The sequence below is a fragment of the Tenericutes bacterium MZ-XQ genome, from assembly GCA_002838205.1.
In the GTDB taxonomy this organism is placed as follows: domain Bacteria; phylum Bacillota_I; class Bacilli_A; order Acholeplasmatales; family Acholeplasmataceae; genus Mariniplasma.
Genome location: CP017950.1, coordinates 491,607 through 509,056 on the forward strand (window position 1 = coordinate 491,607; position 17,450 = coordinate 509,056).

Sequence of the window (17,450 nt, forward strand, 5' to 3'; positions counted from 1 at the left end):
CATTATATCATTGTGAAAGCGTTTTTTATATGTTATTAAAAACAATTTATAGGATTTATTAACTTATTTGTTTGTTACTTATAATATTTTTCAGAATATTTCTTAATTCTTTAAAAGATAATTTATCTTTTGCAATTTCAAAATTTTTTTCTGTTAAATCTTTATACCTAGTGCTGTCAAATAAGATTTCTGATATTTGGATTTCAGCTTGTTCAATAATCTCATGATCGACATAAACCATCTGATCATCATTAACCTTATGTGTATCTCCTAAAGATACGACATCAAATCCTAAAGCTTTTATATCCGTGAGATAAACTGGATACTCATAAATCAGTAATGGTTTTTTAGCAAAAACCGCTTCAATAAATTGATTACCCCATCCTTCTAAGATAGATGGATAGGTTACAAAATCACACATGGTATAAATATCCCATAAAGCATATTTTTTTTGTGTGCTATCCTCATTTCTTTTTGATTCAACGATATCATTGATCAGTTTAACGTCATAACTAGCTTTATTTATTTTTTCTTCTAGTTTCTTAAACTTATCAGCCTTAAGCTCATTTAAGCCCGATAATATCAGATATACTTTAGACGCATTGGTAATAACTTTTCCATTATATAGAGTCATGCCAACATAAGATGCTAATTTTTGGTTAAAGATTTCTATCGTATCAATGGCTAGTTCAATCGCTTTTCTATCTTCAATACGAGTCGCTTGAAGAAAAACAATATCATTATCTTTTATATTGAATCGTTCTCTTAAATCTTTATTATATGCATCTAATTTCCATAAATCCTGTGAAAAATCAAAGACATTAGGGATGACGATGGCATCAATATTTTTTCGATCTTTGATTTCTCTTTTTGCGATTTGATTGATCACGCAGTGCGTTGCTTCATGTTTTGTATTTGGAAAATATCGTTCTAACATCTCATTGACTTTTGGTGTAGTTGGATGTCCATATCGTTCTCTTTCCCAATAAAAATCATGATGATGGTAAATCACTTTAACTTTTGTTTCATCGATCACATCAGAGATGGCTTTACAAACTGCTAAGTTTAATCCTAATGATGAGACGTTATTTGGTATAATTAAATCAATTCGCTCATTTTTAATGATTTGAATGAGTTTAGTTTTAATCATATCTGCCTGATGATCAATATCATGCATTAAATCTATATCACTCTCATAATCATCAAGACTTTCATAACAATTGTGGAAAAAAGTTTTATGTTTTTCTCCATAAATACTCATTTCTTTGATTAAATGTGCTTTAGCATTATTTTCTTCTGCTGCTATATAGATCACATGATGTCCTAATTTTCCTAAACTCTCTTTCCATTTATCCATTTCAAGTGAAACCCCGTCAGTTGCACCTACTCGAAAGTGAATCATTGCAATATTCATGATTTATACCTCTTTTTAACTTAAGAGTATCCAGCGATACTGATAAGGTTTCAATATGATTGTGTCTTTTATATGTTCTTGATGAATCAAATCTTCTCCTTGATAAAGCGTATCCAGTTTGATTTCTTGATCAGATACATTAACTAAAACAAGTATGCGTTCAGAAGTTTTCTCATCGGCTCTAATTAAAGAAAAAACGCGATGATCCAACATCAAAACCTCTTGAATCGCAAAAGGTGAAAATGCTTTGTGTTGTTTCCTAATATCAATCAAATCTAAATATTGATTAAAAACTTGGTATCTCGTAGAATTTGAATCTTTGATTTCTTTGGCTAACAAATCATAATTTAATTTCTCACGGTTTATTCTTCGGTTAATCTTTGATGATTCTAAACCTTCATAATCATTTCTAGACCCTAATAAACTATGAATGTATATACCTGGTATACCAATCATAGATAACAAAATCACTTGAGCTCCTAAAAACTTAGATATTCTGACCTTCTGTGTATCTCCTAATTTGGAAACAGCATCTTGATAACTAATATTGAGTTCATAAGGTGTGGTAGAACCATCTTTGTTATTTTTATAACTGATTTTACCACCATTAACTGTTACATGATTAACCAGCATTTGTTTTTCTTCATGATTTAATATATCTTCAACAGGTCTCATACCTATACCATCATGACTCGCAAGAAAGTTAAAATAAGTCGTTTGATTGGTTAATTTAGTATCATCTAGACTTTTTGCCCAATCCGTTAGTTTGGTTGCATCACCACTTACAAATGAAAATAAGGTAAGTGGTGGTAGTGGAAATTGATAAACCATATGTGCTTCATTCGTTCCATCACCAAAATAAGTAATATTTTCTTTATGTGGTACATTAGTTTCTGAGACAATGATTGTACCAGGTACTGTTTGATCCAATACATATCTCATCAGTTGAACAAGTAAATGCGTCTCATGTAGATGTATAGACGATGTCCCTATTTTTTTCCATAAGAAACCTACTGCATCAAATCTAATGAATCGTGCACCATTTTTTGCATATTTAATCAGTATTTCTAAGATATGGATTAACACATCTGGATGCCCATAATTTAAATCGATTTGATCATCAGAAAATGTTGCCCAAACATATTTAATACCTTCACTTGTCTGATATGGATAATAAAGAGGTAGTGCTCTTGGTCTAACCACATCACTATAATCTTTTTTAGGATCACATTCCACAAAATAGTTTTTATAAGTTTCATCACCATTGAGATATCCTTGAAACCAGTCACTTGATTTTGAAATATGATTGATCACAGCATCAAACATAAGACCACGGTGTTTTGCTAACGCGTTGATATCATCCCAATCACCTAAATCTGGATTTATTTTTTCATAATCAATAACTGAAAATCCATCATCTGATGAAAATGGAAACATCGGTAAAAGATGTACATTAGTCAATTGATCTTTTGTGAATGTATTTAAAAAATGATTCAATGTTTTTAAAGGTTTTTCTCCTTCTTTTATGATTGAGTCTCCATATGTTATTAACATGATATCTTCTTCTGATACCCAATTGATTTGTTTTTCTATTTTGTGTTTATCTATAAGCTTTTCAATCTTCACATGAACATCTTCAAATTGTTCTGGATAGATTGTTTTTAATATTTCAATCACTTTCATATGGTTACCTCTACATCGTTTAACATCTTTATTAATGCTTTTTTGGGTTCATTCATTGAGAAATCAGCACTTGCATATTTTGGAACAATCACATGAACTTCATCAAGATAATTTGCTTCTCTAATCCCTTCACTGACAGCAAATATACCAATCACTTTCTTGTTATATTTTTTAGCTATTTTAGCTATACCATAAGGTGCTTTACCAAATGAAGTTTGCTTATCTAATTTACCTTCACCTACAATTACGATGTCTGAGGTTTTAATATATGAATCCAAATTTAATAAATCAATCATGTAATCAATACCACTATGAATTTTAGCATTCAAAAATGCCATTGCTCCAAATCCAAATCCACCTGCAGCACCAGCACCTTCAAAGAATCGATATGTCTGATTATAATGATTTTCAACAACATCTGCAAAATGGGTCATATTGGTTTCTAACTTAGATCTCATCTTTTGATTTGCACCTTTTTGTTTTGCATAAATGTGCGCACAACCATCACTACCTAATAAGAGATTTTTTACATCACTCGCTAGTTCAAAAGAAATACCCTTAATTTTTTGATCAAGTGCAGCTGTATCAAATGAAGTGATTTTTGATAGCAACTTCCCACTCATGGGTTCTAATATCAGTTCTTCGTTATGATAAAATTTTACCCCTAATGCTTGAAGCATACCTGCCCCACCGTCATTAGTAGCACTTCCCCCAAGGCCAAGAACTATTTTTTTCGCACCTTGATCAATGGCATCTAAAACTAAAAGACCAAGTCCATAAGTTGATGTTTCTAATGGATTTAATCTTGACTTATCAATTTTATTTAATCCCGATACGCTACTGAGTTCAATAAAGGCAATATCTTGATATTTTATATAGTTTGCTTGAATAGCATCTTGTAATGGGCCATATGTGTCTACAGTAATCAGTCCATTATTAAAAAGATAATCTATAGCATCGACAAAACCTTCTCCACCATCACTTATCGGTATCGGTAATACATGATGGCCTTGCTTTTCAAAATGCAGTTTTAATAAATGCGATATTTCTAAAGAAGATAGTGTTCCTTTAAATGAGTCAACCGCTACGATAATATTCATAAACGCCACTCCTTAACTTGTTTACCTATATTTTATATTTTTTTGAAACGTTTTCATATATTACACAACATATATTTTACCACTATAATCGAATATTATTGTTACATGTAACATTTTTTATTCGTGCTTCTTTTGAAAACAGAATGATACCAAAACAATATGGTGATATATTAAGAAATAAAAATAAAAAGATGATCGCTCAAAATTAGAACAACCACCTTTAATTCATTTAATTAAATATTAATGGATAAGCTATAATAACGTAGACCCATAGTTAAGAGAATAAATAATTATAATAATGATAATGTGTCTAAACATAAGATTCATAGGGTCTTTGTGTCATCATGATGCGCATATTGCCTTTAAATACAATTTCTTCTACCCTCTCTTGTCCAGTAAGGATAAAATGGTCTCCTTTTTTGATTTCATGATTATTGACATAACCATGACCTTCTAATACACTGCATAACTGATATTTATGCGTTTTTAATACAAATGATTGTTTAACATCTACACGAGTTAATTCAAAATATTCATTTTTAATATAGTGATATAAATCATATGATTCATGATTTATGAACTTTACATCAACATCAATGTCTTTAGAAGGCAAATCAATCACATCTAAAGCTTTATCTAAATGCAAGTCTCTTTTCTTACCATGATCATCTTTTCTATCATAATCGTATATTCTATAGGTTGTATCTGATGATTGTTGTACTTCATATATCAAAGAACCTTTACCAATCGCATGTACTTTTTTAGCTGGAATATAGATAAAATCATCTTTTTTGATTTGTCTTGTTTTCCATAAAGACAAATCATTTTGTTTAATCTTTTCAATAAACTCCTGTTTTGTAAGTGCATAATGACCATCAATGATGATTGCATCTTCATCGGCATCTATCACATACCAGCACTCAGTTTTTCCATAATCATTTTCATGTGTCATGGCATACTGATCATCTGGATGTACTTGAATTGATAAATCATCATTCGCATCTAAAATCTTGACGAGAAGTGGAAATCTATCACTTGGATCATTGTTAAATAATTGAGTTTTAAAGTTACTAAATAAATCATCTAACTTCATACCCTCATAAGGACCATTTAAGACTTTAGATGATCCATGTTGATGTCCAGATATAGCCCAGCACTCACCAATAGGTTTATCTTTTATTGGATAATTAAACACTTTTTTTAATTTTTGCCCACCCCATATACGTTCTTTAAATATAGGTTCTAAGAATAATATTTCCATCTTTACTCCTTTTCTTACAAAACGGATCAAATTGATCCGTTATTTTTTTAAATATGGTTGAATAACTTTTGAAACCACTTCATATCCTTCTTGATTCAAATGAAGCCCTTCTAATGAATAATCCGGATTTAAAACATCTTCATTAATCAGTTTATCATAAATATTAATGAATGTAATCCCTTGAATTGTTTTTATTAAGCTGTTTGTTTTTTGAATGTTTTCATTAGTTCTTCTGCCTACAGTGGTCTTATCCATAAGCGGATTGACTGGATAAAGAGAAATCAAATAGATTTCAGTCTTTTTAAAATGTGTTCTGATATGTGTAACAACTTCACTGATACGCTTATAAATCTCATCAGGTGTAGCTTCTAATAGTTCTAAATCATTAGTCCCCATCTGAATAAATACTTGAGATGGTTTTAACTCATCAATTGAAACATCTAACCTTTTTAATAAACCTTCAGTTGTATCTCCACCAATACCTCTATTATAGACATGATATCCTTTAAAATATTCATGAACATTGAAATCTTGAGTAATTGAATCCCCAACAAAAACAATACCATCTGGTTTTGCATGTTTATTCAAAGACTTAAAAGCTTTAACTTTTGAATCAAAACCAAACTTAAACAGCATCTCAAAAAAAGCTTGACTTGCTTTTTTAAAACCATATCTATATCCGATGTAAAATATAACTGGCATCAAACAAATAAGCCCTATAATCGCATATATCATACTATCATCTCACATGTGCTTTGATCACTTTACAACCCTTTGGATCTAAGCATTTCATCTTTACTTTTTGTATCTTAGCAGGCATAATAAATGTTTCGGCATAATGAACTTCATAATCGTCAAAACTATGATCTAAACTCATGATTTTAGCATGTGTGCCTTCAACTAAGTTACCCACATTAACACTACCTTTTAGATCTATAATAACTTCATCATCAAAAGTATATCTAATGGTTTCTAAAAACTCTCTTTCATGTAATCCAGTGATTTCACTATACTTATCAATTGGTTCAATTTGATTAATCAACTCATTTTTAACATATGTTGTATCTCTGTCAAATTGCAAGTTCTTAAAGCCATGATCTAAATGAACAGGTCTAGGTTTCTGGTCAAGTCCAAGTCTTCCCCAATCCCAAAGTTTAAATGTAAATATATATACACATGCACTGATTTCTAGAACCATTGTATTTTTTCCACTACAATGGATTGTTCCTGCTGGAATTAAGAAGTGATCATGTTTTTTTGCTGGAAATTTATTGATATACTTGTCAGCATCAAAAACAATTTCACCTTTTTCTGCTTTTCTTAAATCATTTTTAAAGGCATCTTGATCTATGTTTTCTTTAAATCCTAAATAAACAACACCATCATCTTTTGTATCTAAGATATAATAGCTTTCGTCTTGTGTATAAGTCATCCCAAAAGTTTCTTGTATATATTCGGTTAATGGATGCACTTGAAGAGATAAATTACCCCCTTCAAAAGTATCAAGTAAGTCAAATCTAATAGGAAAATGTTTTCCAAACCTCGCATGCACTCTATTGCCCATAAGATCGATAGATCTAAATTGGACTAGATCCTGAGCAGGTAGTTCAACAATCGTTTTTCCAAGTTGAATCTTAATTGAGTTTTCCTCTGGAACACCATCAAAACTCCAAGCGAAATTTTGTTTATTAGGATCTAAATGGCAAACTTCTTTCATCCATTGTCCACCCCAAACGCCTGGATCAAAATAAGGCACCATTCTAAATGGTCTTTTCACCATTTCATCTAATATGAGATGATAACCTGCTTTCGATATCATTTTTGGTTGATCAAGCTCATTAAAATCAATGACATAATCAAGCTCGTTGATATATTGGTCTTTGATTCGATCTGCAACTCTCCATTCAACAAAATAACCTCTTTTATATTTTCTTAAAATATCTTCATCTTGATTTTCTATTCTAAAATTCGTTGCTCCTTGTCGATATCTTAACTGTATTTCCCATCTTGTAAGTGAAACCATAATCAATGTATCAAAATCAATTAAAGAAGCACCAAAACCATAAACAATGGTTAATTTATCTTTATCAATGTTTTCATTGATTGTTTTAATCGAATCTATATCATAAAAATCTTCTATCTTATGATAACTATATTTACCAAATACTCGATCATCAGTTAAGTTATATGCGAGCATTTGATTAATGGTTTCTTCAGGTTTTGCATACTGTTCGATAAAGATCAATTGATCAGGGTTCAACCCATCGATTATGCGTGTTCTTAAAACAGATAAGTCAGTACCTGGATATGTTTCAAAAACAACAACACCTTTTTTTATGTTTTTTAATTGCTCATGTATATTGGTAAAGCCCTCATAAACATGATCATCATGATCAGTAAGTTTGATCACAGGATTTCTATTATATTCACTTTTAAAATTCAAATATCCCATGTTACTCAGTTCCTTCCTCGTCTAATTGTTCAATATAAGGTTTATATACTTTTTGTAAATGAAACGCTACTAGAAATCCGTAGATCGCTACACCTATCAGTAAAAATGCTTCATGTACATAAAATACTAAAAAGACAACAAACACAAAGCTACCTAATATTTTTATATTTGTCCATAAGTGATAATTTGCTAATAATAATACGTTTTTGATCAGTTCTTTAAGTGAAGCAGTTTCAAAAAGTGCTACAGTTGGAAAAAAATACACTGTAAACATGATAAGTTGATAACTAACAAAAATTGCAATCACTAAGAGAAAAACTAAATCATGATATAACGCATATGTAAGCATGATATAAGTAGATACACCCAATATTAATAAACAAAAGTAAACCAATGTGCTTAGAAGAAAGTTTTCTTTAAAACTTTTAATGAACAAAGGAAACACATTGGTTGGCTCTTTTGTTTTAAATACTTGAAATATCACTCTAAATAGTGCAGTTGTAGCTGCACCAAGAGTTAATAATATGCCTAAAAAACTAAAAAGTATCCATAAGAAGTTTGCATAAACGATGTCTGTTGCTTTTTTATATAGTTCTTTAAGCATATGTATCAGTTCCCTTTACTTATTTTTTAAATTTTAATACTAAGAAAACACCGCCACCGATTAATGCAACTGCACCAATCACTAAACCAACGATTAAACCTGTATTTGTAAATGATCCTGTAAGTTCAAAATCATCACTTTCAACAAAAATCACTTTACCAGTATCTCCAGCATCATTGTTTTCTGATACATTTGGATCATAATATCTGATTTCTGATAATTCTTCATCACCAATTCTTACTGTGTAACCAGCTAATACTGAGATATCTGCTTTAGTCACAAATCCAGCCAAATCAGCTTCATTGTAAATATCATTATAAATGCCATCAATTGCCCAGTCTAATGATGCTTCAAGAATAGTTTTTGATTCATAGAATGTTAATGTCTTAGTAAAACCACCTGTCATATCTAAACTTGGTTTTTCTGAATCATCAAAGTCATCCCAACTCATGTTTGGTGATAAGTTAACAAGTTGTTCATATTTATCTAAGAAGTCATCAAAATCATCAAATGAGTAACTCATTGTAAATGTACGTACATATCCATCAACAGTTGCATCTTCAACAGTGATGAAATCTGGTGCATTATCTTCTAACCATGTTTGAATAGCAATGACACCACCATCAATATGCTTGTCATTTAATACAGCACCTTTACCTTCATCTTGATCTGGATCATCTGGATTGATAATTGCAGTATCTGATAAAGTATCATCCATAACTTCTATCATGATGGTACGAGTTCCTGATCCATCAGCATTGAATTCTGTAACAACACCGATTTCACCTGGCCAACATGCTGTAAGTGTTAATGCAAATACAGCCATAACTACTAAAACAAGTAATTTCTTCATTTTATTTCTCCCTTTTTTTATTTTTTTTATTATTTAACTTTCTTCGCCTAAATAAACAACATATTTATTTAAGCGTAAAGCAATAACCGTAATTATTAAAACAATCACTAATAAAATCCAAGCCATGGCACTTGCCATACCCATTGCTCGATCGACCATCATCTTATCAAATAAATAGTAAGCATAATAATATGTTGATCTTGATGGTCCCCCAGCTGTCATAATATAGGCAATCGTAAAGACTTGAAATCCACCGATAAGCCCCATAATCAGATTAAAGAAAATAGATGGTGTCATGAGTGGTAATGTAATATAAAAGGTTTTTTTAATCCAATTTGCACCATCAACTTCAGCTGATTCATATAAACTCGTTGGTATATCTTGCATCTGCGCTAAATAGATTACCATCGATCCTCCAGCAGTCCATAAACCCATCAAGATTAGTGTAAACTTAGATGTGGATGGATCTTGATGCCAACGCAGTGGCTCCATTTTAAACAGTTCATAGACTGGGGATAAAACTTCATTAATAAGTCCAAAGCTTGGTTGAAACAACCATAACCATAATAAACTCATCGCAACAATACTAACAACGTTAGGTAGATAAAAGAGTGTTCGATATATACTCATACCTTTAATTTTATTGTTTAACAATAATGCTAAAGATATACCTACCAAAAGTCCTAACGGTATTGCGATTACAACATGATATATCGTATTTCCTAAACTTTGCCAAAAGATATTATCGTTTGTAAACAAGATTCGATAGTTTTCAAACCCAATAAATTTTGGGACACCTATCATATCATAAGACGTGAAACTAATATAAAGCGATGCCAAGATTGGAAATGCACCAAGTACAATCAGTCCAAATAACCAAGGAGACGCAAATAAGTATCCGATTATATTTTCTTGTTTTTTTAACTTTGTAATCGAACTAGCCATAATCATTTCTCCTTTATGTTAATTTGTAGCTTCGTAGTTTTCCTTCTTTTGTAAATAATTAAGTCTTGCTTGTTCTAATGCTTCACTTACAGTCAATGTTCCTTCTAAAGCTTGATTATAAAACGGTTGCCAATCATTGCCATGCCAACCTGGTGCATATGGAATATATACTTTATCCATTGCATCATCAACTTCTACTAACAATTTTTGCATGATTGGTTTATCAGAAACATATTCTTCCATCGCTGAAATGTGGCTCATTATCCACCCATTAACTTCTGCTAATTCTATTTGTGTGTCTTTACTCATTAAGTATTTAACAAAAGCGTATGCGCCTTCTTTTTGATCATTTTCATCTTTACCATTATCATAAAGTTCTAATGAGAAACCACTACCCCAATTCACATGAATGCCATCTTCATCTGGAATTGGAATAGGTGCGACACCATATTCAAAATCTGCACCACTATTTTTAATGATTTGATATAAACCATCAACTTCTACGATCATTGCGACTCTTTCTGCTGCAAAAGGGTTTATCCCTAGCATTTGATTTCCTTCACCAAAGGCAGTAAGTTGACTTCTTGTATAATCACTACCATTAAAATCAATGATCCATTGTAAGACATCACGATGACCTTGAGTGTTTAATGTTGGGTTTTGATCTTCATCAAAGAAATCTAAACCTTTTTGCCATAACCATCCATGGTATGTCGCATTTCCATACGTTGGATCAAATCCTAATCTTTGAATTGCTCCACCTTCAACAACATCAAATTTTTTAGCGATTTCTTCTAGTTCACTCCATGTTGTTGGTACGTCTGCTTCAGTTAGGCCTTCTTCTTCAAACATGTCAATGTTATAGAATAATGCTCTTGTTGTTGCAGAAAATGGCATTGCATATATGTCACCATCATAAGTAGCAAAATCTAATTGTGATTGTCTAAACTCATTAAGATCAATCAAGTTCGTATCAGAATTATCATTTGCCATTAAATCTGTGATGTTATACAAAACGCCTTTTGATGCTCTTGCTTCAACATCATCAATGGTTGATAATCCTACATCTGGTGCAGTTCTTGAACTTACTGCGACATTGATTTTATCCCAGTAATCCCAAAACGAGAAACCAGTACCTTTAACAAAATATGTATCTTGTGATTCATTAAATTCAGTAATAATCGATCTCATTCCTGAATATGATTCACTACCTACTGGAGACATATGCCAAAAATCAATTGTGATTTTATCTCCTGAATCATCACCATTACACGCAATTAATGTGAAACTTAATAACAGTGTAAACATTAAAACAACTATTTTTTTCATATTTTTTCTCCTATCCTTTTATTCCTGTAAATGTAATACCTTCAATAAAACTCTTTTGAGCAAAGAAGAATATAATAAGCGTTGGTAACATAATTAATAATGCTGCGGCCATCATCAAATCAAAACGACCACCAAACTGTGTTTGAAATGCTCTCAGACCTATCGCGAGCGTCCAGTGATCTGGATTACTCAAGAAAATCAGTGGTCCAAAATAATCATTCCATGTTGCCATAAATGTGAATAACGCAACAGTGATAATCGCTGGTTTTGTCAGAGGCAACATGATTTTAAGAAAGATTTGAATGTGATTTGCACCATCTATGATTGCACTTTCAGATAATTCTTTAGGAATTCCTTTATAAAACTGTCTGAGTAAAAAGATATAAAATGCTGCACCACCACCAAAGAACGCTGGAACAATTAACGGTAATCTTGTGCCTAACCATCCAATTTGAGCATACATGATATAAGTTGGAATCAAAATAACTTGAATCGGAATCATCATCGTTGCTAGCATAACCAAAAACCATTTGTCTCTACCTTTCCAACTTAGTTTAGCAAATGCATAAGCTGCAGTTGTTGCTGAAAAAAGTGTTCCAATCATTACCAATACCACAATTAACAAGCTGTTTTTCAAATACATAAAAAACGGAATTGCTGTAACAGCGGTTTTAAAGTTTTCCCATTGTGGTTTTGTTGGAAAAAAGACTTCTGTACCTTGTAATAACTCTTGTGGCGTCTTTAATGCTGTAAATAACATCCATAAAAATGGAAATACAAACGCGAAACTTAAAATCGTTAAGAGTATATTTAAAAGTATCGTCTTGATTAAAATCCGTTGTTTCTTTGTTAAAAGCGGTCTTTTATATTCATCAATCATATCATTACCTTCTTACTTTGTAGTGTCGTTTAAGAAAATGAATCTGGGTCTATAAATGTTTGAGTTAGACATATTATGATCAAAATTATATGTATTGGTATTATAAGATACTAATACTTTTTTAGAAGATGATAAGTGTGGATGTGCTTTTGCATTATATGTGTAAGTCGTTGATTTAAAGATTTCTTGTTCTGGTGTTTTATAAACCTTTTGTGGTTTACTAAATGGGCTATAAGGAGTATCACCAATAGCATATGAGACATATGGTGTATTAACATCATATGTAAATACTGCCAAGTATTTTCCTTGATATAACCCTTCGTTAACTAATGATACTGAAAACTCGCATGAAATGTGCTTAAGTAGTGGAGCTGATTTTAAGATATCATACTGGAATTTTTCGCCATCGAAATAGGTCCATTCATCAACAAATTCAAAATCCGCTTCTTTTACTCTTGCTACAATCATTTCTCTTAAGCCCATGGTTGTTTTATATCCATAAATATAAATGTAACCATTTCCAGATTTAGGATTTGCTTGAAGTGAATTTGGCATGATGGCACCACCATACAAATATTCACTATCTTTATCATAAACTAAGATCGGAGCCATTTTTTGTATACGTTTTTCAGGAACAATTTGATTGTTTTCAATCGGTGTTTTAAACATGGAAACACCTTTGATTTTAAATTGTAATCCTTCTGGTTGTGTTAAATCACTATTAACCACCATTGGAATAAAATAAAGTGAATCATTGATGACTACACCATCTTGTAGCCATATCCATGAATGATCATGATCTCTAAGTAATACATGATTTGAAGTGACTTTAATATCTCGATATTGTCTATCTTCATTAAAGAATTTCACTTTGTTTAAACCAAATAATCCTTCTTCAAACGTCTTGTCATTATAATTTGCATCTTTATCTTTGGGTTGAACACTTATCTTGATATATCTATAGGTTTGATTGATATCAATGTGATTAAAATCATCAAAAGAATAACTCATTTTTAATGTGTGTTTTTTAATCTCTTGATACTCTATTTGATTAAGAGAGCCTGAAATCACTATATTTTTTAAACCTCTTTTTGCTAACTCATTTGACTCTTTTGAAAAATAATTGAATATATGCATGTGAGTGATGCATTGAGGCTTATGTAAATCAAATATCAGTTCTAATTGATTTGGGTGATATCCACTTACAAATGAATCTACATTTGTTTTTTGATCATAAGTCACTAAATTTTGAGCAATCGAACCATTTTCATCAAACACTTCATCCATTTGATAAAACGCTTGAATCTCTCCATTTTCTTGCCAGTTCAATTTAAATTCTATGTCATCTTTTATCTTATAAGCAATTGAATTGTTTGGCATAAGATGTGGTTGAAATCTTTGATGTGTTTTCTCATCTGATCTACCAACAAACGTATCTCCAAAAACAAATAATGTATGGATATCATCTTTCTGATCAAATTGATCATTACCATTGGTCAAATTAAACGAGTAGATCCCATCTCCACCTGACCATTTGTTGTGTGATACAAATTTTTGTGTGAATGTATCATTTTTCTCTACATAATATCCTTTTCCTAATTGAATATCTAGTGATGTCTCTTTATGAGCTACAACAACCAAATGATTTGCGTAGATACAATCAAACATCATGGATTGTTTTTCATCATCTATCAAATAACTGATTTCAAGATTTGAATCTTTTATGGGTGATATCGGATATATATAACCTAAATCTATTTGATTGATGCCTTGTTTTAAATTGACACTTTTAATAATATCTTGATATTTCATATGTTCTCCCTTATCTTATGTTTTATCTTTTTTTCACTTCTACCATACGTATAAACCTAGGATAATAAATTCTTGCATCTGATAACGCTCCAGCACTTCTCGTGTTCACATTATAGCTAATGACAAAGTTACCTGGTTCACTCAAATTTGGATGCAATTTAGCATTATAACTAAATGCATCTCTTAAGTACGATCCCTCAGTGGTTTGATAAATTAGTGTATAATCACTAAATGGTCCAACAGGTGAATCTGCCAAACTATAACTTATTTTTCCACTTGTTGTATCTTCCATTACTGTAAGCATGTATTTATCCTTAAATAAGCCTTCAGTCATGTATGTAACAGAAAGTTCAGCAGATACTTTATCGATCAGTGCAACACTTTCGTTGATGTTTTTTGACCAATCTTGCCCATCAAAATACATCCAATTATTAAAATCCTTGATATCTTCAGGCAAAAATCTACCCACTGTTAAACGTCTACCATCTAAATCTTTATAACCATATATGTATATATATCCATCTTTATCTCTATGATCCATGAGTCCTGCACCATAATAGATCACACCACCATCTGGTGTATGTGTCATCAGTGGTGTTGAATAATAGTTTTGATTTTTATAATCAAATCTTTGATCAACAATTGGGACTTCCACCATGGATACATGATGTACTTTAAAAATATCTGCATCATCTTTAACTAGGATAGGAAATACATATAATTGATGATCTATCATTACACCATCTTGTAGCCAATATCTTGATGTTTTTTCATTATCTGTTAACTCTGTAATTTCATGTGCTGCAGTAATGTTGCCAAACAATGGATTCTGATTTTCATCTTGTATTAATAATTTACCAAGTCCAACGTATGTTTGATCATAAGAGGATAAAATCTCAATTTTTATGTATCTTATATCTTCTTGATCTAAATCAATTCTTAATTGATAAGCTGATTGATCAAGACCACTTGCTTGTTCTATCTCATAAGTATCTATCAGTGTAAAAGATGTTTGGTCTTTTGCTACATATAAATTAAATGACTGGACGCCAAAGGTTATCGTTTCATTGAAGTTCCATAGATAAATCGATGATACGTCTACTTCTTTTTTTAAATCAATAATCAGTTCATTGTCTATCTGATCGGATAACCACATCGTACCTTCATTAACATTAGTAAGTAAACCATTTTGGTCATAACTCGGCATGATACCATCATTATCAAGTAAATTTCTAGCTCTTGATCCAATCATTTCATTTGGTTCTATCACTGATTTAGCAACACCATCTTTTATATCATAGTCGAATGACAATTGATCACGATCAAATGGATCATTATGTGATAAATAGCCAAATGAATTATTGATGATCAAAGATGATTTTCTAAGTTTGTTGTTTTCATAAACTTCACCAACAAAAGTGTCAGAGAAAATAAAACCTGTCGTTTCATGATCGACACCAATCCGATCACCACCATTGTTCATATCAAATGTGAAAATACCGTCTGCGCCTGTCCATCCTTGATATCTTAAAAACGCATCAGACATTTCTAAGTCTTCTTTAACGATCATGCCATCATTTAAATAAAAAGATACGTCTGTTAGTTTTTGTTTTTCATCTTTTTGGTTAAATGTGATTTTTACTGATTTTGCCATAGTTCCACCTAACTCTATCTGATTATCGCTTTTTTCCAATACGTAATCTTGAAATAACCGATCATATGATAATAAATTTAAAGATACATCAATATCGACATCCTCAACAGCTAGAGCATCTTTGCTATCCGGATTATATATCGCTATATAATCAATTGGATAGATATGTTCAAATACAAAAATAATTTGATGTGTTTTGATATCTGAACTTATAAAATATAACGGGTTAATTTCCTTAGGTTTATGGATATTAATGAAATTATCTATTTGACCTTCAGTTGTACTATATGGAATATCTATGTCAATCACTTCAATTTTATCTCCAACAGTTTCAGTAAAAACATAATCAGTTTCTTCAATAACAATGGGTTCTAGTTGTTTTTGACAAGCACTTAGTAGTAGAAGGATAATAACAAATAAACTTAGTATAATCTTTTTCATGGCATCACCTTGCAAGCGTTTTCTATTTTTAATATATCATAAGCTAAACCATATTTCAATACATTTATAATACATTTATAACTTTTATAATACAATTAGATAAAAAAACCACAAGAATTATTTCTTGCGGTAATATAATCTAGTTCTATATTCATAATGTTTTGAATTATAATAAGTCTCTGTATATTCAATTAAGCGATTTGATTCATTATAACTGAATCTTTTTCTTTTGAGCTGAGGTGTATCGTCATAAATTTGTAATAAGTTTTTAATTTGTTTCGGTGCTTCTACTGCACTAATGTATTCTTCAAAGACATTGAAATATACGTTTTGAGAAGCCAAATACTCATAAAGCGAGCCTTTTAAAACTGCTTGATCATTTGGGATTTTAACAACGGGGAGCAGATAAGAATCAGAAAACAATATTGGAATAACAGTTCCTCTAACGCGTTTTAAATTATATAACTTATCTCCCTCATTGATGTTGAATATAGATGCTAAAGTAACATCAGCCTCAATGAGTTTTAGCTCAGCTTCCATTGTTTTACTTGGCAGACCCATTTCATTCATTTCATTGGTGAAACTTCTAATCATTGTAAAATTCGAAAGGCTTGATTTGTTCTTATATACGGTTGTACCATAGCCAGCACGCCTGATCAAGTATTGTTCTTGCACTAAAGCTTTGATGGCTGTACGTATAGTTACTCTACTGACACCATATTGTTCAGTTAGCTCTTTTTCAGAGGGAATGATTTCTCCTTCTTTCCATTCGCCACTTTCAATTTTATAGCGCATATCATTTCTTACTTGAACGTATAAAGGCTGTTTGTCTATCATACTAATTTTCATTATCTCACCTTCGTATTTTTCTTTAATTGTATCATGATATTGATACATTTACAATACATTAATAATACATTTAATAGATATCCTCACTTTGTATATCTTTATATTTGAGAATGTTTGACAAATTTTATAAATTAAGATATCTTTAAACTAGATTAATCTTGAAGGGATGATTA

Annotated in this window: 14 protein-coding genes; all 14 read right to left on the minus strand. The window is 31.1% G+C overall.

Annotated elements, in window-relative coordinates; translation table 11 throughout:
- Positions 1 to 58 precede the first annotated feature (58 nt).
- A complete protein-coding gene (locus BK011_02515; GenBank protein ID AUD64606.1) occupies positions 59 to 1,414 on the minus strand; it encodes a hypothetical protein in 1,356 nt (451 codons plus the stop codon).
- Between the two features lie 15 nt (positions 1,415 to 1,429).
- Positions 1,430 to 3,097, minus strand: a complete 1,668-nt coding sequence (locus tag BK011_02520) for a hypothetical protein (GenBank protein AUD64607.1) — start codon at positions 3,095 to 3,097, stop codon at positions 1,430 to 1,432.
- Positions 3,094 to 4,197 (minus strand): hypothetical protein, encoded by a 1,104-nt coding sequence (locus BK011_02525; GenBank protein ID AUD64608.1) that lies wholly within the window; start codon positions 4,195 to 4,197, stop codon positions 3,094 to 3,096. The genes BK011_02520 and BK011_02525 overlap by 4 nt, the downstream gene beginning before the upstream one ends.
- 310 nt (positions 4,198 to 4,507) lie before the next feature.
- Complete coding sequence (locus tag BK011_02530) at positions 4,508 to 5,458, minus strand: hypothetical protein (GenBank protein ID AUD64609.1); 951 nt, start codon at positions 5,456 to 5,458, stop codon at positions 4,508 to 4,510.
- Positions 5,459 to 5,497: 39 nt separating this feature from the next.
- Positions 5,498 to 6,094 carry a hypothetical protein gene (locus BK011_02535; protein AUD66123.1) on the minus strand — a complete coding sequence of 199 codons (597 nt, stop codon included), beginning with the start codon at positions 6,092 to 6,094 and terminating at the stop codon, positions 5,498 to 5,500.
- A 103-nt stretch (positions 6,095 to 6,197) separates the two neighbouring features.
- Positions 6,198 to 7,910 (minus strand): mannose-6-phosphate isomerase, encoded by a 1,713-nt coding sequence (locus BK011_02540; GenBank protein AUD64610.1) that lies wholly within the window; start codon positions 7,908 to 7,910, stop codon positions 6,198 to 6,200.
- Position 7,911: 1 nt separating this feature from the next.
- A complete protein-coding gene (locus BK011_02545; protein AUD64611.1) occupies positions 7,912 to 8,514 on the minus strand; it encodes a hypothetical protein in 603 nt (200 codons plus the stop codon).
- Positions 8,515 to 8,533: 19 nt separating this feature from the next.
- Complete coding sequence (locus tag BK011_02550) at positions 8,534 to 9,367, minus strand: hypothetical protein (GenBank protein AUD64612.1); 834 nt, start codon at positions 9,365 to 9,367, stop codon at positions 8,534 to 8,536.
- Between the two features lie 33 nt (positions 9,368 to 9,400).
- Positions 9,401 to 10,318 (minus strand): ABC transporter permease, encoded by a 918-nt coding sequence (locus BK011_02555; protein AUD64613.1) that lies wholly within the window; start codon positions 10,316 to 10,318, stop codon positions 9,401 to 9,403.
- Positions 10,319 to 10,330: 12 nt separating this feature from the next.
- Positions 10,331 to 11,641 (minus strand): hypothetical protein, encoded by a 1,311-nt coding sequence (locus BK011_02560; protein AUD64614.1) that lies wholly within the window; start codon positions 11,639 to 11,641, stop codon positions 10,331 to 10,333.
- A 10-nt stretch (positions 11,642 to 11,651) separates the two neighbouring features.
- The gene (locus BK011_02565; protein AUD64615.1) at positions 11,652 to 12,521 is read right to left on the minus strand and encodes a sugar ABC transporter ATP-binding protein; all 870 of its coding nucleotides are present in this window, start codon (positions 12,519 to 12,521) and stop codon (positions 11,652 to 11,654) included.
- A 12-nt stretch (positions 12,522 to 12,533) separates the two neighbouring features.
- Positions 12,534 to 14,333: a hypothetical protein gene (locus BK011_02570; GenBank protein AUD64616.1), complete on the minus strand. Its 1,800-nt coding sequence runs from the start codon at positions 14,331 to 14,333 to the stop codon at positions 12,534 to 12,536.
- 22 nt (positions 14,334 to 14,355) lie between these two features.
- Positions 14,356 to 16,428, minus strand: coding sequence for a hypothetical protein (locus BK011_02575; protein ID AUD64617.1), 2,073 nt, complete (start codon positions 16,426 to 16,428; stop codon positions 14,356 to 14,358).
- Positions 16,429 to 16,545: 117 nt separating this feature from the next.
- Complete coding sequence (locus BK011_02580) at positions 16,546 to 17,325, minus strand: hypothetical protein (GenBank protein ID AUD64618.1); 780 nt, start codon at positions 17,323 to 17,325, stop codon at positions 16,546 to 16,548.
- Between the last annotated feature and the right edge of the window lie 125 nt (positions 17,326 to 17,450).

Coding starts and splice junctions, on each gene's coding strand:
- BK011_02570 (AUD64616.1), bottom strand. CDS start 14,333: ATGAAATATCAAGATATTATTAAAAGTGTCAATTTAAAACAAGGCATC.
- BK011_02560 (AUD64614.1), bottom strand. CDS start 11,641: ATGAAAAAAATAGTTGTTTTAATGTTTACACTGTTATTAAGTTTCACA.
- BK011_02515 (AUD64606.1), bottom strand. CDS start 1,414: ATGAATATTGCAATGATTCACTTTCGAGTAGGTGCAACTGACGGGGTT.
- BK011_02555 (AUD64613.1), bottom strand. CDS start 10,318: ATGATTATGGCTAGTTCGATTACAAAGTTAAAAAAACAAGAAAATATA.
- BK011_02540 (AUD64610.1), bottom strand. CDS start 7,910: ATGGGATATTTGAATTTTAAAAGTGAATATAATAGAAATCCTGTGATC.
- BK011_02545 (AUD64611.1), bottom strand. CDS start 8,514: ATGCTTAAAGAACTATATAAAAAAGCAACAGACATCGTTTATGCAAAC.
- BK011_02580 (AUD64618.1), bottom strand. CDS start 17,325: ATGTATCAATATCATGATACAATTAAAGAAAAATACGAAGGTGAGATA.
- BK011_02535 (AUD66123.1), bottom strand. CDS start 6,094: ATGCTGTTTAAGTTTGGTTTTGATTCAAAAGTTAAAGCTTTTAAGTCT.
- BK011_02530 (AUD64609.1), bottom strand. CDS start 5,458: ATGGAAATATTATTCTTAGAACCTATATTTAAAGAACGTATATGGGGT.
- BK011_02565 (AUD64615.1), bottom strand. CDS start 12,521: ATGATTGATGAATATAAAAGACCGCTTTTAACAAAGAAACAACGGATT.
- BK011_02575 (AUD64617.1), bottom strand. CDS start 16,428: ATGAAAAAGATTATACTAAGTTTATTTGTTATTATCCTTCTACTACTA.
- BK011_02525 (AUD64608.1), bottom strand. CDS start 4,197: ATGAATATTATCGTAGCGGTTGACTCATTTAAAGGAACACTATCTTCT.
- BK011_02520 (AUD64607.1), bottom strand. CDS start 3,097: ATGAAAGTGATTGAAATATTAAAAACAATCTATCCAGAACAATTTGAA.
- BK011_02550 (AUD64612.1), bottom strand. CDS start 9,367: ATGAAGAAATTACTTGTTTTAGTAGTTATGGCTGTATTTGCATTAACA.